Raw genomic sequence first — 24,914 nt, forward strand, 5'->3', positions numbered from 1 at the left:
TCAATCTTTCCAAGCTGTAATAATATAAATTGGATTTAAAGCCTCAAAGCGTGTTAAATCCAATATCGGCTTGCTTTTTGAAACCTGAGTTAGTGTAATATCTACTTGAAATTGATTTTTCTTAAAAGCCTGAACGGCCTGCATTAAATTTTCTATCGTGACCGCATTTAAGACGATCCGGCCATTTGGTTTTAATCGTTTGCAGCAAATATCCATAATCTCATCGATATTCCCAGCCGTTCCACCTATAAAAATAGCGTCCGGGTTTGGAAATTCCTCTAAACCTTCTGGTGCCTTATTATGAACAACGGTAAAATCCGTGCGGAATTTTTTCATATTTTCATAGCAGTTGACGATATCATGTTCATTTTTCTCAATCGCGTAGACTTCTCCCTCTTTGGCAATTCGGGCCGCTTCGATAGCGATTGATCCAGTACATGTCCCGATATCCCACATGACGGAGGTTTTCTTAAGCTTTAAGGCACTTAACGAAAGTGTCCGTATTTCCTTTTTGGTGATAAGTCCTTTGTCCGGCTTTCGTTGATAAAACTCACGATCATCAATTCCGAAAGACCATGTTGGCCCTTCTGATACTCTTTTTAAAATAACGACATTTAAAGGAAGAAACTGTTCATTTGCCATTTCATCTAATGTAAAATGTCTGCACCGCTCTTTTTCACCACCAAGATGCTCGGCAACGAAAGCGGAATATTCAGTCATCCCATAATGTAAAAGATATTGTGCAATCCTAGTAGGACTGTTTTCTTCATCCGTAAGTAGGGCTACCTTTTCTTCCCCGTCTATTTTTTGGGACAATCCTTTCATTGGTCTGCCATGAACACTAATGAACTTAGCGTCCTGCCAGCGTTCACCCATTTTGGCAAATGCTAATTGGATCGAACTTAAATATGGGTATATTTCCATATTAATTTTGCTCGCTAAAAAGCTGCCAATCCCGAAAAATAATGGATCACCCGAAGCCAAAATAACGGTTTTTCTGGTTTCTTCTCTTAACTCGTTTACTAGCTTTGTTAATCCACTTTTTATGATTGATTTTTCACCCTGATAATCCGGGAAAAAGGCTAACTGCCTTTCGCCTCCTATTAAAAGCTCACTATCATAGATCATTTCTTCGTATATAGGAAGAAGACTGTCTTTTCCGTTATCTCCAATCCCAATCATTTTAATTGAACTAGTCATGTAAAATCGCCCTTCCTAATAACTCTCCGTTTAATGTGAAGAGTACTGTTTCTATATCCATGCCGCCTTTAACTTCCTTATGAGAAGATTCATTACATAAACGACAAAGTGTTTCAAAAAAGCTCGTAAACCCAAGGGATACCATGAGGTCTCCAACCTGTGAAGCCGTATTCGCCTCTCTTATTTCCTTGATAACAGATTCCGGAGCTCCCGAGGTCTTAGCAACTCCAGCTAAAAATTCAAAGTCCACCTTCGAGCCCTTGGCATGGACCATCATATTTCCATTGGCAATTTTCGAATATTTGCCCATCATCCCTACCATTGATACTTTTTTAACCCCTTGCTTCTTACATTGCTTAAGCGTAAACCCGACAAAATCACCCATTTCGATAAAAGCCTCTTCCGGCAAATAGGGAAATAATTTCATCGCATATTTTTCACTGCGCCCGCCAGTGGTAATGACAACATGATCCAATTGATTGGCGCGGGCTACTTTAATATATTGAACAATACTTGCCATATAAGCCGAGGACGAAAATGGAACAACGATCCCTCTCGTACCTAATATAGAAATGCCACCTATAACTCCGAGACGGCCGTTTAATGTTTTCTTCGCTATTTCTTCGCCATCCGGAACAGAAATTGTGACTGAAATCCCGCGGTTTATTTCAAATTCTTCAATGATTTCCCTTACCGTTTCCCTTATCATCTTTCTCGGAATAGGATTAATGGCAGCTTCACCAATCGGAATTTGCAGCCCCGGCTTTGTGATTCTGCCCACTCCAATACCACCGTCCAGTTGATAATCCGTTTCGTCATTCCATTGAACTGTAGATAAGATGAGAGCTCCATGGGTTGCATCAGGATCATCGCCGCCATCCTTGATCACCCCAGCCGTGACCTTATCTTCGGAAAGATTACACTGAACAATGTTAAATGTGACGATTTCTCCTGCAGGAATTAATATTTTTACCTTTTCAACCGGCTTGCCCATTATTAAAGCTAATAACGCTGCCTTTGTAGCTGCTGTTGCACAGGCACCAGTTGTATAGCCATGTCGTAACGGTTTCTTTTCTTGTTGTTCTGTAGATGCCATTGAAATCTACCCTTTTGATACCCGATCAGCAATGATTGAAATTGCATTTAAAGCTGCCACGACAGCTGTGCTACCGCCTTTCCTGCCTACATTGGTAATAAACGGAAGATCAAGCTTAGCTAGCTCTTCCTTCGATTCTGCAGCAGATACAAACCCAACTGGCATCCCAATAATAAGGCTTGGCTTCGCTTCGCCCGCCTTCACTAAACGAATTAATTCTAATAGAGCCGTTGGGGCATTACCGATAACATAGATCCCACCATTTACTTCTCTTGCCCCTTTTCTCATCGAGATAATGGCTCTAGTTGTATTTAACTTCTTTGCTTCATCAACTACATCCGGGTCGGAAATAAATACGTGAACATCACATCCAAATTTCTCTAATCTTGGCTTACTGATTCCCGCTTGCACCATTTGTACATCCGCAACGATTTGCTCACCATTTAAGATTGCGTTTATTCCAGCCTGTACAGCATCCGGATGAAACACCATGCTTTTGCCAAGTTCAAAATCTGCAGAAGAATGGATCACCCGTTGAACAACAGGCCATTGCTCCTCTGTAAACGAATGCTCACCGATCTCTTCATCAATCATTTCCATGCTTTTTCCCTCAATTTCCTGCGGTTGTACTGTGAGCGGCTTAAATTCTGTATTAAATTCCATTGTTCTCGACTCCTTTTATATGGTTTATTACGTCCTCTACAGTTGAATAGGTTATTCCATATTGAATCCTTGGTCTTTTTATCAAAATCGTTTCAATTCCTAGCTCCGAGGCAGCCTCCACTTTTTCATCAACTGCCCCTTCCTTACCACTTTCCTTCGTTACCATCAAGGTCACTTCGAATTGTTTAAAAAGTGCCTTATTAAAGTCCTTTGTAAACGGCCCTTGGATCGCTATAATATTTTTTTGTGGCAATCCGAGCCCTTCACATTTTTCCATATTATCTTTTCTAGGCAGCATTCTCGCTATGACTCTTGTATTTGGTAGTGGAAGTAATTTATCAGTAAATATCTGTAGTGTTTTACTTCCTGTTGTTAACATGATATTGCCTTGTTTTTTAGCTGCCAACTCGGCCGCTTCCTCGTAGGAATCTACCTTGATAATCAAGTCATCATCGAATTGTTGTGATGGTCTTTCAAAGCGGATATAAGGAATTTCGGCCATTTCCGCTGCCTTTATGGCATTCTTGGAAGCCTCTTCCGCATAGGGATGACTAGCATCTACTACGATATTGATCTTTCTTTCCTTGATTAACTGAAACAGGTCCGAGTCTGTTAATCTTCCAACTAATACTTGAAGTCCTGATGCTTCAAGCTCGATTGCAGCATTTGAAGTTACCACCGTCGTAAGAACATCAAACCCTTGTCTCTTTAGTTCGATGGCAAGCTGTCTTGCATCGCTAGTTCCTGCTAATTGTAAAATTTTCACAGCCTAATTCCTCTATTTTCTTATTTGATCCCCATGATTATGATGGTGATGATTATCATGGTCGTGATGGTCATGATGGTGATGGTGATGATGACCAACGTTCTCCGCAACCCCAATTCGATACTGACATGTATCACAATTCATTTTCACATCACCGTCTAACGCCTCTTGAACACGATCCATTAAAATATCCTGAAGCTTTTCGTGAAAACCAAAATATTCTGCCAAGGCAAATTGGTGATCTTTATACCTCTCTTTGTAACCTTGAACGATCTTCTCTAATCTTTTAATCAAAACCCCTGTAAATAAGAAATATGGTAAAATAACAATCTTCTTCGCTCCCAGCAATAAACAACGATGAATGACTTCATCTATTAAGGGAGTTGTTACCCCCATGAATGCAGGTTCAACAATGGGGTAATTTAATTTCTCCCATAGCAATCTAGTAATCTTATAAAGGTCACTATTGGCATCTGGGTCACTGCCGCCACGTCCAAGTAAAATGATCGCGGTATCCGGATCTCCTGATTCGATATCAAGACCTATTTCAGCTAGTCGACTTATACATATTTCTAAGGCTGAATCATGAATACCAATCGGCCGCCCATATGTAAACTCTACATGTGGATACTTCTTTTTTGCTTCATCGATACAATGCGGAATATGAATTTTCGAATGACCAGCCTGCAATAACATCATCGGAATGACATAAACGTGACTTGCCCCCTTCATCACACATGTATCGATCCCTTGATCAACCGTCGGAGTTTCAAATTCCAAGAAGCATGTTTCAACAAGAAAACTTGGGTCAATGGCCGGCTTCATTTCATTAATAAACTCTCGAACTTGCTCATTTCCTTCTTTATCCTTACTTCCATGTCCAACAAATAAAATAGCTTTCATCTTTTTTCTCCTTTAATCCCCACACGGTGCTGCTGCTATTTCCATCTTTGGGGTAAAGTCTTTATATCCATAACCTCTAACAGCCTTTACTCGTTTGAAAAACTTGAAAAACCTTTCACCCGGATGTCCTTTTTCTTTATATTCATTGATAATTTCTTCGATGATTTTTACCACTTTTGAAGGTTCAATTCCCTCCTCGACGATTTGTCCGGCATGGGCCGTTCGGCCAACCGGTTTAGCACCAATAAATAAATCAAATTTCCCTTGGCGGTGGACGAGCCCGATGTCTTCTTTAACAGCCCCATAGCATGCCATTCCACAACCATTAATACCAAGCTTTAATTCTTTTGGCAGATCAATACCTCCTAGCTTTTTATGCAGCTCTTCAGCAATAGGGATGGCATCCTTCTTTTCTCCATCACAAAAATCACAAGCCTTGACGGTTAAAACATCACCAACGGGAGAAAGAGATAAACCACTATTCCTTAATTTCTCGATGATCTCGTCAGGATCTGATGTTGGTATCGTTAAATGAATCTGATGGTCCGTTGAATATTGAATCGTCCCATTGTCACCAACCACTTCAGCCAATGTCATCATTTGCTGTGGGGTGAAATTTTTGTTTGCTACTCCAGGACTTACAGCAACTTCGAAAATATTCTCAAAATTGGTGGCAACTTGCTTGTTCAGTTTATTTAACGCTTCCTCCGCTATAGACAAAGTAGTCTCATTATTCTTGCCGCCATGCAATGCCCACGGTTCATTTTCTTTTTGCAATCTCTCGTGTAGTTTTAAACGCTGTTCTTCAGTATCCAATGAGTATTTTCGTTGATATCCTCTTGGTGTAATTATTTTTCCTTCATATATAAATGTACTTGAATTTCCAATGATGACAGTTGATAGCATCCCGATCTCGTGTTCAAGCATCTCTCCGAGCGTTGTAACAACGACACTTTCACGCTCACGGTAAGCACTTTTTACTAAACCTACAGGTGTATTAGGTTCTCTATACTTCAAAAGAATTTTTTGAGCCTCTTCAATTTGTCTTGTTCGGCGACCACTTTTCGGATTATATAAAGCAATCACAAAATCAGCGAAAGCTGCTGACTCCACACGCTTTGCAATTATCTCCCAAGGGGTCAAATGGTCGCTTAGGCTGATTGTGCAGGAATCATGCATGACCGGAGCCCCTAATAAGGAGGCACAGGAATTTATAGCGGATATTCCCGGAATCACTTCTACCTCCACACCATTTTCAGCCTTCCACCCTTTTTCAGCTAATACCTCATAAATAAGACCGGCCATTCCGTATACCCCTGCATCTCCACTGGAAATAACCGCAACCTTTCTACCCTCTTCGGCAAGGCGGACAGCAGCTTGGGCTCTCGCAACCTCCTCAGACATCCCAGTACTAATAATTTCCTGATCCGTTATTAAATCCTCAATCAAGTCAACATAAGTCTTATAACCTAAAATACAATCCGATTCTGCAATTCCTTCCTTTGCCCTTTCTGTAAAATGCTTTACACTACCTGGTCCAAAACCAATGATGATTAATTTACCTGACATCTATGAATCCCCCTTTTTTCCAAGCAAGCCTTTTAATAAAAGTAAAACCTCTTCTTTTGATGCATTTTTAGTACCAAACAATTGTTTTAATTGAAAAAACAATGGTATCGATAAACCTTTTTCGAGAACAAATCGTTCATTCACAAACAATTCATCAGGTGTACCTTCAAAGATGAGTTGTCCTTTTTCGATTACAAAAATCCAATCAGCCCATTCATAGGCAAGGTCAAGATCATGGGTAGACATCACGACAGTTGTCCCTGAATGATGAATACGGTTCATTTCTTTTAAAAAAACCTCTGTTTGAGATGGATCAAGGTAAGTAGTCGGTTCATCCATTAGCAATAAATCAGGTTCCAACCCCATGATACCGGCTAAAGCGACTCTTCTTTTTTCGCCCAAACTCAAATGATGGATCGGTCTATCCTTTAAATGATCAAGCTGATAACGTTTTAATATTTCTCCAACCTTATTCTGAAGGGCTTCTCCCTTATAGCCCGCACTAATCAGCCCATAGGATATATCCTCCAAAACTGTCGGTGAAATTAACATTTCATCCGCATTTTGAAACAGGAGCCCTGTTTTTTGGCGAAAATCTTTCAAACTTTTCCTTTTAAATTCAATCGGCTCTCCCTTCCATAGCATCTTACCTTCATTAGGTTTCAACAACCCATTCACTAATAGAAGAACCGTTGATTTTCCAGAACCGTTATGCCCTAATAGAGCACACCTTTTTCCTCTTGGTATTTTTATAGAAAAATTTTGTAAAGCTGGTTGACCATTGCCACTATAGGCAAATGTAATATTCTTTAATTCAAGTAAACTAGTCATTTTAACTGCCTCTACACCACCACTCTAATCCTATTAAAATAAAAAGGATAAAGAGGGCACCTCCTGTAAATTTCTTTGGAGCCGATTTCCTTTGTTCATCAGCGTAATAAAGTTGATCATGAAATCCCCTAGATTCCATCACAAGCAACATTCTTTTATACTTTTCAAAGGTCTTAACAAATAATTGGACGATAACCAGTCCTACACTATGAAATGTTCGTTCCCACGTTACGTTTCCTCCGCGTGATTGAAACACCATATAAAGTTCCCCAGCATAACGTAAAAATATAAAGATAAACCGGTACATGCCCACAAGGATATCTAGCAACACTTGTGGGGTGCGCATTTTGTGTAAAGCATGCAAAATTTCGTTAAACGGTGTTGTCATTACAAGCGCAAATACGCAAATCAATAGACTAAGTGACCTAAAAATGATTGCCTTTGCAAGCCCCAATCCACTTTCAGATATATAAATCTGCCAGTTATCAATTTTAATGATTGATAACCATATATCACTGTTCATCTCGTTTAGATTTGATGCCTGAAGAATAATAGCAGGCATACTTGCAAATAAAAATAAACTTGGCACTGCTATCCATTTCAATAGCACGCCAACAGGAATTTTTTCATAGCAACATAGAAAAACAAATACCCCGAGAAAAATTGTTATTTGAACAGGAATATGTGATAAAAAGACCATCACACAAAGTAATATTGTAAAAATGATTTTATAAATGGGGGGCACCTTTCGAAATCTACTATTATAGCTGAGCGTATCAATCTGGATATTCATTGCTTGGCACTACTTTCCTTCCTGCCTTTAAAGAGTCCAATGACATAACCTATGAATCCGGCGCCAAGTGCAGCCTGTAAGGCAAATAATAGACTTTCAACCTCACCACTCTTCGGTTCAAATATTGATGAAAACCACGGAACATAATGAGGAGCCAGCACTTGGATTTGTTCTTCTGCAATGCTATCTGCCCCTAAAAACTCAGCATTACCTAAAAATAGCAACGGGCTGAACGTGATTATGATCGCTAAAATGATTAACCATTTATTTTTCACTACTAGCCACCCCACTCTTTAAATTCTGTAAAAATAGAATATCTTTCGAATTATAGGCTACGAGCCAATTCCACACTAATACCGTTAATAAGCCTTCAACTATGGCTAGAGGCAGTTGAGTAACGGCAAAAATTGAAATAAATTTAATAAACGCGGCTGCTATCCCTCCAGTTGGAAATGCCAACGCTAATTGAAAGGATGTAAACAAATAGGTCGTAATATTGGATAGAAATGCAGCCGAAAAGATGGCAATAGATTGTTTGTTTCCAAGTTTTATTAATAGTTTGTATGAATAATACCCAACAAACGGTCCAACAACAGCCATAGAAAAAGTATTAGCTCCCAATGTCGTAAGACCGCCATGAGCAAGCAGTAAAGCTTGAAAAAATAAAACTAGCGTTCCTAATACTGTCATTACTTGGGGACCAAAAAGAACGGAGCCAAGACCCACTCCCGTCGGATGAGAACTACTTCCCGTTACAGACGGTATTTTTAAAGCTGAAAGAACAAATACAAACGCCCCGGCCATTCCAAGCATGAGTTTTAAATGTGGATTTTCATTCGTAACCCTTTTTATTTGAATAAGGCCCCATACAAAAAATGGAATAAACAACCCCCACCAAAATAATGTCCAACCTAAAGGCAAAAAACCTTCCATAATATGCATCGCAGAAGCATCATTTGGTGAATTCAAGGCAAAGTAAACAAAAAATAGACCAATAAAAAATAGTTTTTTCATTATTTCCTCCTTGTCTTTAAAACCAAAAAAACCTTATCCCGATAAAGAGATAAGGTTCCAAAATTAATATAACAGACGATCAAAAAATCTGACGTACCGCTAGAAACCACATCCTTCCCTCCGAAGAATTAGAATTCAACAATTAAAGCAGGTCTCCTGGCTTGTACTTCACCTTACTCTTGTCCCTTCCCGGATTATTCCAGTGGTATATGACAATTTCATCCATACTTACAGTAGCGGGGGCTGCATCGGATTTCCACCGATTTCCCTTTTAACTCAAAAGAATCTTTGAGCACTTAAATTGCATTCATTATTTAATTTTTAATTTAATTACCATGTCTTTTATTAAACACCATTTTTTTGTAAATGACAACTCTATTTTAAAATATGATGCATATTTAAAGGTAATATAAGGAATTTTATCCCTATAGAAATTGATTCCGTACTGTACATAAAATGATTAAAAGGATGAAACGAAAATGATAAGAAAAGTGATCTTATACGGTGTACTATTAATATCTTGGTTTTCATTATTCAAACTAGACAAGGTTCATTCAAACGATACCTTCCGGTGGGAACTTTTACTTCTATCATCTTCACTTTATTAAGTAAAATAAATGAAAGTCAAAAATAGTGGGAGGTAAATGATGTATTAAAAGAAGAACCGGAATAGAAATAACAATGAGGTTTATAACCTCTAAATTTTGATCGGCCACGAAAAATGAAAAAAACCACCTTTTAAAAAAGTGGTTGCACTGTTTAGAATAATATTTAATTATATATAAAGATTTTCAAAATACTCTAGATACGATTATTCTGCTTCTCATAATCTTCTATTGTTATGATTTCTAAATTGCTTTTCGGTGTCATGCAGCAGGCTAGGGCAAAGCGATTGTTGAGTTCTTCATCGGGAAGATATTCATGTGAGCGTACTAAGTCGTGCTCATATTCTCCATCCAATACTTTTACTTTACACATCCCGCAGCCGCCTCGTTGACAGCCTGTCGGAAAAGGAATGAAGTTGTTTCTAGCCGCTTTTAAAGGTGTTTGGTCCGGACCACATTGATATTCATATTCTTGGCTTCTTGCCTTTAATGATACTTTATACATGATTCCTCCCCCTAATTCTATTATGTTAATGCCTTCATAAAGGATTCTGAAAGTTCTCGTCTATGATAGAAAATACCTTGCCCAATTTTATCTTCCGTCCATGTAATGGTCGGCATATCCGGATAGGACATATAACCTCCAGCAAACGCTTCATTACGGTTCCCTGACGGATCAAAGAAGTAAATCGTTTGTCCTCGTGTTATTCCATGGCGGGTTGGTGTTACATCAAATGGTACTTCATACATTGATAAAAGATCTGCCGCTTTAAATACATCATGAAGAGAATCAACTGCGAAGGCAGCATGATGTAACTTTGCATCAGGTCCTTTAACAAACGCTAAATCATGCGCTTTATTGGTAGTAAACAAGAAACTGCCTAATAACTCCTCCCCATCTACTGTCGTAATTTTTTCACTTTGTCTAAAATTAAGAGCCTCTATAAAAAATCTCGTAACAGTTTTAAGATCGTCACCCGTAAGTAAACAATGATCAATACGATGTGGTGCAATTCCTTTTGAATCTAAGACCCAAGGATGAGGGTTTAGTGATCCAACGGACGTTCCTAGAAAACCGATTTCATGATAAAGTTCACAATGATGACCAGTTGGTAAAATAAAATGAACGGCTTCCCCTTCTGCTAATCTTGTATGACTGGAAATACGAGTAGTCGTACAGCCAAATTGTTCTATTTTTCTTTCATAATAGGCAAGATCATCAAGAGTCTCTACTTTAAACGCCATATGGGCTAAACCTGCCTTGTTAGATTTAGTTAAAATCAAACTATGATGGTCATATTCATCCCATGCTTTAAAGTAAACACTGTTTTCCATACGTCCAGTTTCTTCTAGTCCAATAACCTTTGTATAGTATTCTACTGATTTTTCCAGGTCTAATACATTTAATTCCACACGGCCTAAACGCATAACTCTTGCCATTTTTATCCCCCTAATATAAATCTTAAATACTGGCTTTTACTATAAAAATACAGATCGCCTTATTTCACTTTTTCTACTAATTGTAGTAACTCCTGGTTAGGTCCATGAAAAAAAATCATGCGACCGCCTTCCAATGTAGGCTTCACTTCATCAGAAGAAAAGACAATCCCTTTTTCTCTTAAAAAGTAAATAGTTTCATCAATGTTTTCAACTGTAAAAGCAAGATGGTTCACAATTCCTGTTTCACTGTACTCGGTAGCTTCCGTTTTTTCTTGGATAAGCTCAATCTCCATATCTGACTGTGATTCTAGATATAAAAATGCCATTACCCGATCGCGTTTACTGCCATGCAGACGAACTTTAAAGCCAAGGATGTCCGAATAAAACCGAATCGATTGGTCCATATCGCGAACCATAATGGCTACATGCTCCATTTTCTGTATCATATTGTTCGCCCCTCCATGTGCTTCCTTAATGCTTTGACCCATGGCATTGATTTTTCGTAGCAGTCACCGATTTGAAGGACTCTTTGATCAGTGAAGGGTTTCCCAATGAGCTGCAATCCGACTGGAAGATTTTCTAAAGTAAAACCACAGGCAACAGATAATGAAGGAAAGCCTAGGATATTTGCCAATGGTGTTTTGCCCAGTGTAAACATATTACTGATGGCCATTTCTGGAACCATCGTACCAATTTCAAAAGGCGGTTGGACATTTGTTGGGCCTACTAAAGCGTCAATCCCATTCATTTGTTTGATTGTTTCCCTGACAAATTGGTCTCTTCTACGTTGAGACCGAATGTAGTCGGTTGCGGACATATCGCTGCCAAATTCAAAGCGATACTTCAAGTCATCTCCATAGAGATGTCCAAATTTTTTCAATAACGGTTCGTGAACGGATAGAACCTCAGATTGAGCGATTGCTTTTAAAGCGTTGAGTGCTTCGTTAATCCCTGGTAAATCAATAGGAACAATTTCTGCTCCAAGCACTTCAAGTTGACGGAAAGCTTCGTCAATAACCCGTCTCACATCAGCATCAATTCCCGCGAACATATAAGGCTCATAGAAGCCCAGCTTTATTCCCTTTAAGTCAGGTAACGAATCATATAAGACTGGAACATTTCTTTTTACAGATGCCTGATCCTTTTGATCATATCCTTTCATCACCTCCAGCATGATGGCTGCATCCCGTACCGTTCTTGTCATCGGACCTACATGATCCAATGACCAGCTAAACGGAAGACAACCCCGTCTACTGACAACTCCATAGGTTGGCTTGAACCCGACTGTACCGCACATTGCAGCTGGCAATCTCATGGATCCTGCCGTATCTGTACCGACTGCACCAAAGGCCATTCCAGTTGCAGTAGCTACTGCAGAGCCGCCACTTGATCCTCCTGGTATTCTTTTTTCATTCCATGGGTTTTTGGTACTGCCATAATGGGGATTTTCCGTCGTTGCCCCCATGGCAAACTCATGCAGGTTGGCCTTACCGATAATAATCGCTCCGGCTTCTCTTAGTTTTTGAACAGCTACCGCATCTTCATCTGGGACCCAGCCCTCAAAAATTTTCGATCCACCAGTCGTTTTGACACCTGCTGTTTGTAAAATGTCCTTGACTGCAATCGGAATTCCGTGTAACGGTCCCCTTACCTGATTATGCATCAGCTCTGCTTCCAATTGCCTCGCATGGGCCAGTGCCACTTCTTCCATTACAGTAATAAAAGCATTGACGGTTGGTTCATGCTCACGAATCTGGGTTAAGGTCATCTGCGTTAGTTCAATTGGAGAAATTTGTTTATTTTTTATTGCATTCCCCGCATTTTCAATTGTTTCAAAAAGAAGTTCATTCATGACTTGTTTCCTCATAACATTCTAGATTAAAAGTAAAAGCTGGCTCTAGTGTTGCTAATTTTATTTCATCATCGCCTAAAATGGTGGATAAATATTCTTCTAATGTCATGTATTCCCCTGCTTTCTCTATAAATCTATAAAAGGCAATAGGCAGCCACATTTTATCTTCTCTAGTACCAATTTATGTTGTGGTAATACTAGATATGACGGTGTGGTGCCTGATACCTTTCTTTTATCTCGTTAAGAATTCACTTCTTGCCCATCCTTTTTAAACTGGGGCTTCATCGGAAAGGCTTCCTGCCAGGACTTTTTGTTGCTGTCATAAATTCCAGCGCTGTACAGTGTTTTAAGCGAGTTGGAATCTAGTTTGAAGTTTTCTTCTTTTCCTTCCTGTATCGCCTTTACCTGCTGAAGTAATAAGCGACGCATATGAATAATTGGCAAATCACTTGTGCCTAAATGTTCCTTGGAGCGATCTACAATCGGTCCCATCGTTTCTGTTGCCGCATGATCCTGAATAGCAATTCCACGAATTCCCGTGAAGTTTCCTTTTTCTGTTTTTTGCAACTCACGGTCTTGACCATAATCACTTTCAAAATTGATTTGTTTTCTAAAATGCTCATCCACCTTTATACCGCGACGTTCATGATTGGCCTGTACATCAATTGGACGGTTGTGAGAAAATTGGACATCCCAAGTCCATGTACTGTAGTCATCCCTTGGAATGAAAGCATGCCACATCCCATCATCACCATCAAGGCGAGGCGGGAATGTGTAAAACGGAAAGATGTAGTGAATTTCAAAGAAGGCATGTTCTGTCTCACTACCGATGCCAACTCCAATACAGCGCTTTCCATAATTGGTATCCTCTACATCCTGTTTAACCGGTGGGTTTCTAACAAGAGGATGATCCGGGGAAATTCCTAAATCTGAACTTAAAATTCCTTCCCCTACTTCCTGTTTTCCATTTGCTTTGTGAAGAAACGCAGCATGTACATAATCTAGGTCATTTTCCATTACCTGAGCATAGTTACACTCCTGCCAAACCCGCTCTGACATCACGTAGTCATCAGGCAATCCCATCCAATAAAACTCAGGAAATTCCGGCATTTTCTCCTCTGGTCCCATGTATGTCCAGATCATTCCCTTAACCTCTTTCACCGGATAACTTTTGATCTTAATTTTCTGTCTGAACTTCGGATCCCCTTCTTCTGACGGAATTTCCGTACAGTCACCATTTGTATTGAACTTCCAGCCATGATACATACAGCGTAGGCCACAACCTTCATTAATACCATAATACATAGATGTTCCACGGTGTGGACAAGCTTCCTCCATCAAGCCGACTTTCCCTTCCGTATCACGGAAAGCGATTAGATCTTCACTTAGCAACTTGATTTTCTGTGGTTTTCCATCACTTTTTAATTCATCTGATTTTAGTGCCGGTATCCAATATAAGCGAAACAAGTCCCCCATTGGAGTTCCTGGGCCTGTACGTGTTAATAAATGATTATCTTCTTTTGATAGCATTTAAATTCCTCCTCGGAAATTAATTTATTTATTCTGAATATTTATATTTATGTATATATTCTATTAAATTGTTCTATCACATACTATCTATGATTAGGTTGGAAAATTTGATTTATTTACAACCTAACCATACAGTAAATGAAATAAAGTCTGATTTTCCCCAAAAAATCATGAATATCATTGGTTACAATAGATTAAAGACCATATACGTTTGTAGGGCGATTTGAATTTCAAATGTTGACGTTGCCTTCGATAAATCAACATTCATTAATTCTTCGATACGCTGGATCCGGTATCTCATTCCACTAATAGAAACATTCATTTCTCTTGCTGTTTTATGAAGATTGCATTGATTTTCAATATAATAGAAAAGAGTTCTGAGGAGTTCTGTAGAGCTCTTTTCGTCATATGCTTTTAGATCTGAAAGAAACTCATGAGCGTAATCCAATAACTCCTCTGGTTTCCGTGCATCCAGCAATATCATGATATGTCCTAACTCTTCCGCATGTACGACACCGCTACTAGATTCATTAATTAATCGATTTTTCGCCTTCGCTATTTCAATGGCTTTATTAGCTTCTTTATATCGTTTACTATACTGTCCTACATCTGTACATAGTTTACTTACCCCTATATAGATTGGACCCGAACCATGACTAGATTGAACCAGGTCATAACAATGCTGAGCAAATTGCTTTATACTCGTTTTTTTCTTCTGAAGGTATTCTTTTGGAATAAGGATTGTTGCTTTATTAAACTTTTCAAGTCTAACAAATGTAGTATGATAATGTGTTTCTTCTCTTGTAAAAAAGTTCATTAATTGTTTTGGCGCACTTTTGAGGTCTTTAGCGTTGCTCTCAAAGCTTGAGAATGGATTCTGATTGGAGAATTCAACTGTTAATACATATTGTTGTTGATTAATATTGTATCCAAAATAGCAGAATCGCTTGATGATGCTGGCCGGATCTGTTTTACCTTTAAAGAGTTCCTCTAGTAAATCGCCCTTCATTTTCACTTCGGTTTGAATCGCAGTCCGTTCATTTAACATTTTAACAGCACAAACACTTGCAGCCCTTTCTAGGAAGTCTGTCTCAGCCTCCCCGAATGGGGCTCCTTCCCGATAGATAGAAATATAGCCGTACACATCATTTTGAATAATAATAGGAGAGATAAGTAAATTTTGATTAGGCTTTATTTCTAATGGCTCGGTTTGAGTCAAGACATGTTTCGAAAATTGTTTTTCAATAAAATCTTTGATTTCCCCCCGATTATACTGCTGTACATCCGGCCTGCTTTCATCCACGTAATGGGCTATGTAATCGAAATATTGGTTTTGGATCAAAACCGGAAGATTCAAGTCATTTGCTAGAATTTTCGCGAAATCGTCCATCCCTTTACCTTGAAGTAGGGCAGATGTCAGATTCTTAGTTACAGACGCACCAACATGTAGAATTTCACTTTGTCTCTCGACACGGCGGTATACAATATCCAGTTCATCTGCAATGTCTTGTTCCTCATAGTTAATTAATTCATCATCAATTTCGGATCCCCATTCTTCTAGGGTTTTTGCGACATAACAACATTGTTTATCACCTTTTCCTACACATTGTGTTTCCTTAAAAATGATCTTTTTTCCAAGACATTCACTTGTATAACCCCCTCCATAGCCGATAAGAAAATAACAGATGGGTTCGTGATATAAGGAATAATGATGTAAATGCTGTTTGGCTTCATACGAATCAATCCAGTACCCAGAAACATCAAAAATTCCTTTCTCCATATCAACCTTAAAATGCTCTGGATAAGAAAAGACACGTCCGCCAATTTGGTGCATTTGCGAACCTGCCAAAAGCCAATCCAAGTCACTTTCCCAATCTACCATATCCTTTAGCATCCTTGCTTCATTTTTTCCACAATTCCACCCGTAGCGGATGAGGAACCTTTTTGCGCGCTGAATACCCAGTGTATCGATGAGATCCTTCCGTAGGACTCCCCATGCATCCGTGCTTGAAATAACCATCCTCTTTTTTTGAAAATAATGATCTCCTCCATTATTGAAAAAGGAAAAAATATTCGTTAATGCATTTTTTACAGTAGATGTCAAATTACTTTACCTCCTTTAGGTTTTGATTGACACCATATTAATTCAATATAGTAATTAAAAATGTTTAAAAAGTAGCCATGAAGACACGTTATTGCAATTAAATTATACTTTATGATCAGAATAACTGCTACAATTTTTATAATATTTGTAAAATTACAATTAATTTAAAACCCTTGTTTTATTTCGGAGTCTAGTTTATAGGGAGTTTTTATCAGGGGGTATCCAGAAAAGATAATTGACTTACACGATGTTCCATAGGATAAAACCTATGGAACAATGTGTTTTAACGGCAATTTCAGTTCGTTCAGTGACGATTAATAGGCTTAGATGTAGCCACGAAACGGTGGTAAGCCAAGGAAAACTGAGCCCGCTCCATCGTACATACTTTCGTTTATGAAAGCGTGCTGAGTTACGACCATCGCATCCCGGAGGTTGCGCTCCAGTGGGTGCCCGTCGTAGATTGCTAAGGTACCTGCGAGCATGTAAGCTGACTGCACAACGCTTGCACCTTCACGAGCAACATGTGCGGCTGCTAGGCGCAACATACTTGTTTGCTCAGCGGAGACAATGTCCCCCTTTTGGATTGATTCCCAAGCGGAATCGGTGGCCTCGTAGAAGAAAGCGCGCGCCGACCTGAGTTTTGCTTCTGCCTTTGCCAAACCGATTCGCATGTAAGCACGATCAGCCATCTTAGGTGCACCAGTGATAGTAGAACCCCCTGCCATCTGAGTAATTTCATCAAGCGAAGCACGAGCTATGCCAAGATTGACTACCGCTAGTACTTGTGCTGCATAAGCGATAGATGGGTACCGATAAATCGGCTCCTCAATGGAAGGCTTCCCACCGCGGACGAAAGTCCATTCGTCGGCAACAAAGGTGTCTTTCACAAGTAAATCATGGCTACCTGTTCCTTGCATCCCGATGACTTCCCAGTTCTCAACGATTTCCAAATCATCAGGCATAAGTACAGCTGTGAGCGGCTTACCTCCATCCCCGAAACCAATACCGACACCAAGTATGTCAGCACCCATGCAACCACTAGCAAATTTCCAACGACCGTTCACTTTCCACCCGCCTTCAACCTTTTCTGCAGGTTGGACTGGAAATAGTCCTCCCGCAAAGGCTACGTCTGGTCCATTTGCATAAACGCGTGCAAGTGTTTCACGTGGAAGGGCTGCTAGATAGTTCGAAGCAGAGCCAAAGCTTGCCACCCATCCGGTCGAGCCGTCAGCCTCGGAGATTGCCTCAATTAGCTTAAGGAATTCCGAAGGTGAGGAGCCATCCCCACCGAAGCAGCGTGGTGTATGAGCGCGATAGACGCCTAATTGTTTTAACTTCGTAATCATGTCCCGAGGCACATGGCGTTTTGCTTCAAATTCGTCCCGGCGAGCACGGATTTCAGTCAACACATTGTTGAGCATGGTCTTACTTTGCATCTTAATAGTCATGTATCTTTCCTCCCTATATTTTCATCTCTACGAATATATTAAATTATTCTAAAAATTCCAACTATAACTCATTAGGTTTAAACATGATGGAAAATTCAGTATGGTTCGTACGATTATCTCAAAACAAAAAAATAGTCTAGTCCCGCCGAACGAAATCTAGTAATCGAGTAGATGTTTACTCCATAGATTTTTGGCGGATCCCAGACACTTTGATAGATTATCCTTTTCTACTAAAACTTTAGATTAAAAATGTAACGATTTGTGGGAATAAGATGAGTATTGCAATTAAAATACTATAAGTGACGATAAAGTAACCAGTTCCTTTAAAGACCGTTGTCATGGGTATTTCCCTTGATATCCCTTGAACAATAAAGGCATTGACTCCAACTGGAGGTGTAATCGCACCAAGGCTCGTCACAATACATAGAATAATAGAAAACCAGACTGGATCATATCCGAGCATGATGACAGCAGGGAAGAAGATCGGAATAGACAGGATTAAGAAGCCTAATGCATCCATAATCGCACCGCCAATAACATAAACAAATAAGATAGCAATAAGAATAATGACAGATGGCACCGCCAAATTGCTAACGAACTCCGCGACTGCAAACGGAAGTCTTGTTGCCGTAATAAAACGCCCAAAAACAACCGCACCAACTACTAAAAATAACACCATAGCGGTTGAACGAATGGTACTATCTAAAGCATCTACAAGGCGTTTCCATGTGAACTTCCTCATAGCAATGGTTATGATCAGAGCACCAAATGCCCCGAATGCCCCTGATTCAGTTGGTGTAAATAACCCATAAAACAATCCACCGATAACAAAAGCAAATAATACAAATACGGGAATAACTCCTGTTAGGGACTTTAATTTTTCACTTAAAGGGAATTTGGGCCCTGCTGGCCCCAAATTAGGGTTTTTCTGACAAAGAAAAATAATAGTTAATATCATTAAGATTGTAAGCAAAATTCCTGGCAAAAGAACAGCTGCAAATAGATCTTTCACAGATTGCTGTGTTTGAATAGCTATAACAATTAACACTGTACTTGGCGGGATTAAGATCCCTAGTGTTCCGCCTGTTGCTACAGCGCCAGCACTGATTGCCTGATCATACTTATATTTTTTTAATTCCGGCAGGGCGATGGTTCCCATTGTTGCTGCAGTCGCCGTATTGGAGCCGCAAATGGAGGAGAATCCCGCACTTGCTAAAATAGTCGTACTTGCCATACCGCCTTTAAACTGCCCAAGCCATTTATAAGCAGCATCAAATAAATTTTGTGTGATACCAGAACGAAAAATGATTTCCCCCATAAATACATATAATGGAATGATTGCCAAAGTGTAACTCGCAAATTGGCCCCAGATATCAGCGCTTAGAACATTGAAAGCCGCTGCTTTCCCCATAAACAGGAATAATCCGACAAATCCGGTTATAAACATTGCGAAACTGACGGGCATACGTAGAAAAATAGCGACTAATAAAGCAATGATACCAATTAATCCGATACTAGTTGGATCCATTGGATTCTCCCCCTTTGATTTCAGAAATAAGGTCTTTCAGAAGAACTAGCACGAATACAAAAAATCCAAGAGCAGATAGAATGACGAACGGATAATAGATAACCCCTAGGGTTTGTGAAACGTTACGATTGGCTGATAATGAAAAGGCATATTGGAATAGCTGCCAGCCCACAATACCAAAGAATCCAAGAGAAAGAAAAGCAACAATGATTCTTAGCACCTTTTGCAAACCTTTTGGGAATTTCGACACAAGTAAATCAATGTCTACGTGACCACGATGAATTTGCGTAAACCCTAGTGCAAAAGAAACCGAAATGGCAGCCAGCCAACCGACGATTTCAGTTGTTCCTAATATTGGAGTTGAAAAAATCCGTTTAATCCCATTGATTACAATAAGCAGCATCATCACTATAACAGCGCTTCCAGAAATCCAAGCAAAAAACTTACTAACCTTGATGGTAAATTTTTCAAACATGTTTATTCCCGCTGCATTTTTTTCTATATTTAGACTTATTGACTCTTTACCTGTTGTTAACTCTGTCACTTCATTCATCGTATATCCCACCTCGAAATATCCATTTATGATACTGTTCATAGCGTATAAAATGATTACCCCCCAATGAAAACGTCATAGGGAGTAATCATTTTTTTGTTTCTATTGTTCTTGACTATATTTTTCAACAAGTTCCTTCAAGCGATTTTGGTATTCTTGTCCAGGCAATCCAGCCTCTTCAGCTTTTTTCACTGCATTTAGTTGTAATTTATTACCAATTTCAGTCCAGTTTTCATTGTCTTTTAGTGGAACTGTTTTGATACTATGTTCATCTTCACTCCATTTTAATACTTCGCCTACATAGTTATCTAAATAATCGCCAGTAAAATCAGTCATTTCCGTGTTCAATTCATCAATAACTGTCTTCACATCCTCTGGAAGTGAATCCCATTTACTTTTATTCATAACCGCGACGAATGTATTTACTGTTAGTGGATAGTCTGTTATATATTTCACCATTTCAGCATATTTCATATCTTTTAACACTTCGCGAGAAGATACATAGCCATTAACAATTCCTGTTTGCAAGGCTTCTGCTACTTCACTTTGAGACATACCTACCGGTGCAGCGCCTAGTTCTTTAAATAAATCCGTTGTGGCACCTGAGATGCGTAATTGTTTTCCTTTTAAATCTTCTAAGCTTTCAATCGGTTGTTGTGATTGGATATAAGCTGGCTCAGAGGCAAATGTTGTAATAATTTTAAAATCTTTAAAGGCCTCTGGCGTATATTCATTTACTAAATCAGCAATGACTTTACTTGCTACTTTTGCATTTGGATATCCTGACGGCATATCAGAAACCGCCAATAATGGAAATCTGCCTGGTTCATATGTAGTAGATGATAAACCAATATCGGCAAGTCCATTTGCTACCCCATCGTACATATTTTCAGCTGTTAATAATGTACCTCCTGGGAATGTATTCACTTTTACTTTATTATTCGTTCTTTTTTCAAGCTCTTCTGCCCACTTTTCCATCTGAACAGCAGGAAAAGTCCCGGCAGGAGCAAAGAAAGCATAGTTTAGTTCAATTACATCAGCTGATTTTTCTCCGCTCGATTCGTTTCCACTTGATTGGTTCCCAGATGAAGTGCTGCTGCAGGCTGCCATAAACAACATCATTAAAGCAATTAAACTGAATAATATCCCTTTTCTCATATACGACTCTCCTTTAATTTTTTTCAAGTAAGAAAAACGGTCTGCCTATGACTGCTTCCAAGCGGAAATACTTATCTAATCCCGTTTCACGAAATGAATGTGTCATATCCGCAACGGTTTGTAAATCAGGAATATTATAAAGGAAACAAGCATGCCATCCTGTATTTCCCGCTGGACCGGCTGTTAAAATATCACGGTCAAATGTTCCTAGTAACTCAGAACCATTTTCTTTCCATGAAGCGATTACCTCGTTTAATGTGGGTAAAATCTCATTTGTTTTCTCCTCACCGGTCGTATTAAACCACCCCGTTGATTCGAAATAAATCATCACCCTTAGTGGTGATGGGACTTGTGGTGCTCCGTGTTTAATTCCTGCCATGTCTTTTTCCTCCTTTTTGTTTTTATCTCATTAATAATCCGCCATTAATATCAAATGTTGATCCAGTGATATACCCTGCTGACTCAGAAGCTAAGTATAGGACAAGCTCGGCTACTTCCAGATCTTCCCCCACTCGACCAATAGGAATCCCTTCAACCATTTTTGCTAGTTTTCCAGGCTCAATTCGATCCATCTCCGGTGTACGGATCGCCGCAGGTGCAACGGCGTTCACAGTAATTCCATCCTTCGATAAACTACGGGCAAACACCTTTGTCAAGGCAAGCTGCCCTGCCTTTGATGCACAGTAATGGGCACCGGATGTAAGGGGACCAACTTGTCCTCCAAAGGAAGACATATTAATAATGCGACCCCATTTTTGCTTTTTCATCACATCAATTACGGATTGTGAAAAGAAAAATGTGCTCTTTAAATTCACATCAATAATGCGGTCCCATTCCTGTTCTTCGATATCCTCTATTGATGTTTCTTCACGTATTCCGGCATTGTTGACTAAAATATCAATCCGCTTCCATTGTGTAATAATAGTGTTAATGGATTCACGTATTTGACAGATATTCGAAACATCCATCTGCAAAAACATAGCCCGCTCTTTATAATTAGATTGGAAAGACTGTTCTAGTTCTTGCAATAATTCTTGATTGACATCTATAAAAACGACTTTTTTCCCTTTTTCTAATAGGCTTTTTGCAATCGCTAAACCTAAGCCTTGAGCAGCTCCAGTCACAACTGCTACTCTTTCATAGCCTTCCAAATGATCCATAAATCTGCCCCGCCTTTCACTACTATTTATGACAAGATATACTGAAGAATTCTGAGCGCATTTCCGCCAACAATCTTTTCAATCTCTTGAATCTTATAGTTTTTCTTGATCATCCATTTAATCATATTACTCATCGCCTCTGTCGGGTTCTCCAGGCCTTCAACAAAGGAAGGAGTTTCGTAGTCTTGATTTCCATGCGACTCATGAAGCGATAACATATCATCAAATGCATGCTGTAAGGCTACATGATCCCCGAAGAAGGTATCCGGCCCTAATCCTACATGGTCAATGCCAACCAAATCTATGAGATATTCAAGATGCTCCATGACAGATTCTATGGTATGATCATTTGGATTTTTAGATGATAGAGTTGTATTCGGTGCAGCACAAACTCCGATTATACCGCCTCTTTCCGCACATGCGAGCAGGACTTCATCAGGCTTCATCCTTGGAGAATCCCACACCTTTCTTGCACCGGCATGTGTAATCATAACTGGTGTTTTACTTGCCTCAATGATGTCTAGGCTTGTTTGATCCCCACAATGTGAAATATCGATGACCATTCCCAGTACATTCATTCGTTCGACTACTTTTCTACCAAACTTAGTTAATCCACCGTCGAACTTTTCTGTTAACCCAGATCCTAACGTATTGGCAGCATTATAGGTAATCCCCATACAGCGAACTCCTAAACCATAAAGAACATCCACCCGATCAACTTCATTTTCTAGAATACTAGCAGCTTCTAATGATGGTAAAATTGCTACCCGATTCGTTATCTTCGCTTCCTGTATATCCTTGAATGTTTTTGCTAGATAGACAGTGTCTTGCTTGGCAATGTCACAAAAACGTATACCTAAAGTCATGATTACATCGTTCCACTTTAACCCATTTAGCGACGAAATAATGGAAATTCCATCCATAAAATTTTCGAAAATGACATCAATGCCGGAACGAGCTAAGCCCTCATAATCAAACTCTGTATGAAGCTGACGGCAATAAGGGATAATATCATCCGGATTTTTTGGTACAATAAATCCATGGTCCCTTAAAGAAACAATCGGGTAATATTTTTGAATTGTATCAAAAATTCGTTCCTCTGTTTCAGAAAGCTTGATTTCATAGGTATTCCTATACCTGTCCGATTGAGGGAGAGGATACGATCTATAGTGTTTGCCTGGTGTTAGATATTGAAAGGAGCGATAGCCATCATATTGTTTTACTGTCATAATCATCCCCACACTTTGTGAAAAATAATTTCCTACCAACTCAATGAAATCGTTTCCATGAAACGAAGTTCGAAATGGTATCCCCTATCGAAAATGTAACCAATGAATCTTAAAATTTCTCTTGGCCGTGAAGCCCTCCTTTTCACTAGATAAGTATTCCTATCATGACGACAGCCGTTCACACGAAATAGGATCCTCTTCGAATACTGCCGATATTTCATATGGTATAATATTCTGAATATTCTTACCACTGCACATTCTGTCTAATTTTTCTGGTTGAATTAATACCATTAGTATATTGTTTAGGATGAGGGAATGGCAAAAAGGGTTAGATAATAAAAGACATTATCTAACCCTTACATTGGCATCCTATGTTGAATCATTAATTTATAAAAGTATCGCCAAATAAATACTTAACTGTAAAAATTAGTGAGTTCTCTTATTTTTTTCTATTTCCTCTGCCTAGGTCCCATTTCTATCGAATAATAAGTTATTTAAACCTTATTTGCAAGGCGCTAATAATACTATCCGCAAGACTGCCTAGACCGACTTGATTTGACTATTTACTTCCGCAATCACGTATTTTGGATTGCATACCTACAATTACAAATAACACCTTATTCGATGTTTTATCTTCTTTTTTAAGTTCTCTATATGTAGAAATCAATATGGCTATAGCAGACACCAAACCTATTAGTAAGATAAAAGCTCCAACCAATACCAACATGGATATTATGCCTTCTTTCCTTAGATCACTTAGTTTTCTATCTTATATATATCACCCCTACATTTAAGTTTTATCAATAAGAAAAAACTATGGGTAAAACGCCGAAAACAAATTCAAAAATTCCTAGAATAAATTCCCCTGATATTTTAATAATATTTTTCTTACATTTCCCTTCAAAAGAGTGTTCTCATTCATATAAAAACTGTCTTTAGGAAAATTACAAAACCATACTTCAGAATAGCCTGATTTTATCTGGATAATATAAATCTAAGGAGGGCTGCTGATGGAACATAGAGCAGGATTTTGGATTCGGTTTATTGCATTAATTATCGACACTATTATTTTGAGTATTGTTCAATTCGTTTTGTCATTTTTAATTAGTGGTTACTCTCTCACAGAAATGAATGTTTTATCATCCATCATAAATCTTATTTTAACCTTTTTGTATTTTGTTTGGCTTCAGGTTAAATTTAATGGACAAACAATTGGTAAAAAAATAACCGGCATTCGTGTTGCTAATCTAGAGGGTGAACGGGTTACAATTGGTCAAATGACATTAAGAGAAATAATCGGAAAACTAGTTTCTGGCCTTATCCTGCTCATAGGTTTTTTAATGGCAGCAGGAAGGTCAAAAAGAGCTTTACACGACTATATAGCTAAAACAATTGTTATAAGGGCTGAATAGATTCAAGATAATAACCTTTCTCAACTTTGGGAAAGGTTATTTTTGAAAGGAGATGTATGT

General features: G+C 38.9%; 24 protein-coding genes and 1 riboswitch. Of the genes, 1 reads left to right on the top strand and 23 read right to left on the bottom strand.

Annotation, left to right across the window (positions count from 1 at the left end; genetic code table 11):
* The 23 genes from cbiE to P9E47_RS14735 form a co-directional block, all read right to left on the bottom strand.
* Complete coding sequence (gene cbiE / locus P9E47_RS14625; RefSeq protein ID WP_326163841.1) at positions 1-1,200, bottom strand: precorrin-6y C5,15-methyltransferase (decarboxylating) subunit CbiE; 1,200 nt, start codon at positions 1,198-1,200, stop codon at positions 1-3.
* Positions 1,193-2,296, bottom strand: coding sequence for a cobalt-precorrin-5B (C(1))-methyltransferase (locus P9E47_RS14630; RefSeq protein ID WP_326163843.1), 1,104 nt, complete (start codon positions 2,294-2,296; stop codon positions 1,193-1,195). The genes cbiE and P9E47_RS14630 overlap by 8 nt, the downstream gene beginning before the upstream one ends.
* A gap of 6 nt (positions 2,297-2,302) precedes the next feature.
* A complete protein-coding gene (locus P9E47_RS14635) occupies positions 2,303-2,959 on the bottom strand; it encodes a precorrin-8X methylmutase (protein ID WP_326163845.1) in 657 nt (218 codons plus the stop codon).
* Complete coding sequence (gene cobK / locus P9E47_RS14640; RefSeq protein ID WP_326163846.1) at positions 2,949-3,725, bottom strand: precorrin-6A reductase; 777 nt, start codon at positions 3,723-3,725, stop codon at positions 2,949-2,951. The genes P9E47_RS14635 and cobK overlap by 11 nt, the downstream gene beginning before the upstream one ends.
* Before the next feature lie 12 nt (positions 3,726-3,737).
* Complete coding sequence (locus tag P9E47_RS14645) at positions 3,738-4,628, bottom strand: sirohydrochlorin chelatase (RefSeq protein WP_326163847.1); 891 nt, start codon at positions 4,626-4,628, stop codon at positions 3,738-3,740.
* Positions 4,629-4,640: 12 nt separating this feature from the next.
* A complete protein-coding gene (cobJ, locus tag P9E47_RS14650) occupies positions 4,641-6,197 on the bottom strand; it encodes a precorrin-3B C(17)-methyltransferase (RefSeq protein WP_326163849.1) in 1,557 nt (518 codons plus the stop codon).
* Positions 6,198-7,028, bottom strand: a complete 831-nt coding sequence (locus tag P9E47_RS14655; RefSeq protein ID WP_003332152.1) for an energy-coupling factor ABC transporter ATP-binding protein — start codon at positions 7,026-7,028, stop codon at positions 6,198-6,200. It abuts the gene before it with no gap.
* A 1-nt stretch (position 7,029) separates the two neighbouring features.
* Entirely contained in the window at positions 7,030-7,821 is a 792-nt protein-coding gene (gene cbiQ / locus P9E47_RS14660; RefSeq protein ID WP_003332151.1) for a cobalt ECF transporter T component CbiQ, read from the bottom strand.
* A complete protein-coding gene (locus P9E47_RS14665; protein WP_003332150.1) occupies positions 7,818-8,096 on the bottom strand; it encodes an energy-coupling factor ABC transporter substrate-binding protein in 279 nt (92 codons plus the stop codon). The genes cbiQ and P9E47_RS14665 overlap by 4 nt, the downstream gene beginning before the upstream one ends.
* A complete protein-coding gene (locus P9E47_RS14670) occupies positions 8,086-8,835 on the bottom strand; it encodes an energy-coupling factor ABC transporter permease (protein ID WP_326163851.1) in 750 nt (249 codons plus the stop codon). Before P9E47_RS14670 ends, P9E47_RS14665 begins: the two co-directional genes overlap by 11 nt.
* A gap of 129 nt (positions 8,836-8,964) precedes the next feature.
* Positions 8,965-9,150, bottom strand: a riboswitch (cobalamin riboswitch).
* A 486-nt stretch (positions 9,151-9,636) separates the two neighbouring features.
* A complete protein-coding gene (locus tag P9E47_RS14675; protein WP_326163852.1) occupies positions 9,637-9,945 on the bottom strand; it encodes a 2Fe-2S iron-sulfur cluster-binding protein in 309 nt (102 codons plus the stop codon).
* 20 nt (positions 9,946-9,965) lie between these two features.
* Positions 9,966-10,880: a catechol 2,3-dioxygenase gene (locus P9E47_RS14680; RefSeq protein WP_004432417.1), complete on the bottom strand. Its 915-nt coding sequence runs from the start codon at positions 10,878-10,880 to the stop codon at positions 9,966-9,968.
* Positions 10,881-10,939: 59 nt separating this feature from the next.
* Positions 10,940-11,326, bottom strand: a complete 387-nt coding sequence (locus tag P9E47_RS14685) for a VOC family protein (protein WP_326163853.1) — start codon at positions 11,324-11,326, stop codon at positions 10,940-10,942.
* Positions 11,323-12,732 (bottom strand): amidase, encoded by a 1,410-nt coding sequence (locus P9E47_RS14690; protein WP_326163854.1) that lies wholly within the window; start codon positions 12,730-12,732, stop codon positions 11,323-11,325. The genes P9E47_RS14685 and P9E47_RS14690 overlap by 4 nt, the downstream gene beginning before the upstream one ends.
* 240 nt (positions 12,733-12,972) lie before the next feature.
* The gene (locus P9E47_RS14695; RefSeq protein ID WP_004432420.1) at positions 12,973-14,262 is read right to left on the bottom strand and encodes a Rieske 2Fe-2S domain-containing protein; all 1,290 of its coding nucleotides are present in this window, start codon (positions 14,260-14,262) and stop codon (positions 12,973-12,975) included.
* A gap of 184 nt (positions 14,263-14,446) precedes the next feature.
* Complete coding sequence (locus tag P9E47_RS14700) at positions 14,447-16,366, bottom strand: XylR N-terminal domain-containing protein (protein WP_326163855.1); 1,920 nt, start codon at positions 16,364-16,366, stop codon at positions 14,447-14,449.
* A gap of 323 nt (positions 16,367-16,689) precedes the next feature.
* On the bottom strand, positions 16,690-17,814 hold the full coding sequence (locus P9E47_RS14705) for an acyl-CoA dehydrogenase family protein (protein ID WP_004432423.1): 1,125 nt from the start codon (positions 17,812-17,814) through the stop codon (positions 16,690-16,692).
* A 238-nt stretch (positions 17,815-18,052) separates the two neighbouring features.
* Positions 18,053-19,342 carry a TRAP transporter large permease gene (locus P9E47_RS14710; RefSeq protein ID WP_004432424.1) on the bottom strand — a complete coding sequence of 430 codons (1,290 nt, stop codon included), beginning with the start codon at positions 19,340-19,342 and terminating at the stop codon, positions 18,053-18,055.
* Positions 19,329-19,895 carry a TRAP transporter small permease gene (locus P9E47_RS14715; protein WP_004432425.1) on the bottom strand — a complete coding sequence of 189 codons (567 nt, stop codon included), beginning with the start codon at positions 19,893-19,895 and terminating at the stop codon, positions 19,329-19,331. The genes P9E47_RS14710 and P9E47_RS14715 overlap by 14 nt, the downstream gene beginning before the upstream one ends.
* Positions 19,896-19,997: 102 nt before the next feature.
* A complete protein-coding gene (locus tag P9E47_RS14720; RefSeq protein WP_004432426.1) occupies positions 19,998-21,053 on the bottom strand; it encodes a TRAP transporter substrate-binding protein in 1,056 nt (351 codons plus the stop codon).
* A 13-nt stretch (positions 21,054-21,066) separates the two neighbouring features.
* Complete coding sequence (locus tag P9E47_RS14725) at positions 21,067-21,432, bottom strand: hypothetical protein (RefSeq protein ID WP_004432427.1); 366 nt, start codon at positions 21,430-21,432, stop codon at positions 21,067-21,069.
* Between the two features lie 22 nt (positions 21,433-21,454).
* The gene (locus P9E47_RS14730) at positions 21,455-22,213 is read right to left on the bottom strand and encodes an SDR family NAD(P)-dependent oxidoreductase (protein WP_326163857.1); all 759 of its coding nucleotides are present in this window, start codon (positions 22,211-22,213) and stop codon (positions 21,455-21,457) included.
* Between the two features lie 26 nt (positions 22,214-22,239).
* Positions 22,240-23,442: a dipeptidase gene (locus P9E47_RS14735; protein WP_004432430.1), complete on the bottom strand. Its 1,203-nt coding sequence runs from the start codon at positions 23,440-23,442 to the stop codon at positions 22,240-22,242.
* A gap of 1,010 nt (positions 23,443-24,452) precedes the next feature.
* Between P9E47_RS14735 and P9E47_RS14740 the strand changes: the two genes are divergently transcribed.
* On the top strand, positions 24,453-24,854 hold the full coding sequence (locus tag P9E47_RS14740; protein ID WP_004432432.1) for an RDD family protein: 402 nt from the start codon (positions 24,453-24,455) through the stop codon (positions 24,852-24,854).
* Positions 24,855-24,914: the final 60 nt, after the last annotated feature.

Origin of the sequence: Schinkia azotoformans (genome assembly GCF_035811335.1) — a bacterium.
Taxonomy (GTDB): Bacteria; Bacillota; Bacilli; order Bacillales; family Bacillaceae_J; genus Schinkia; species Schinkia azotoformans.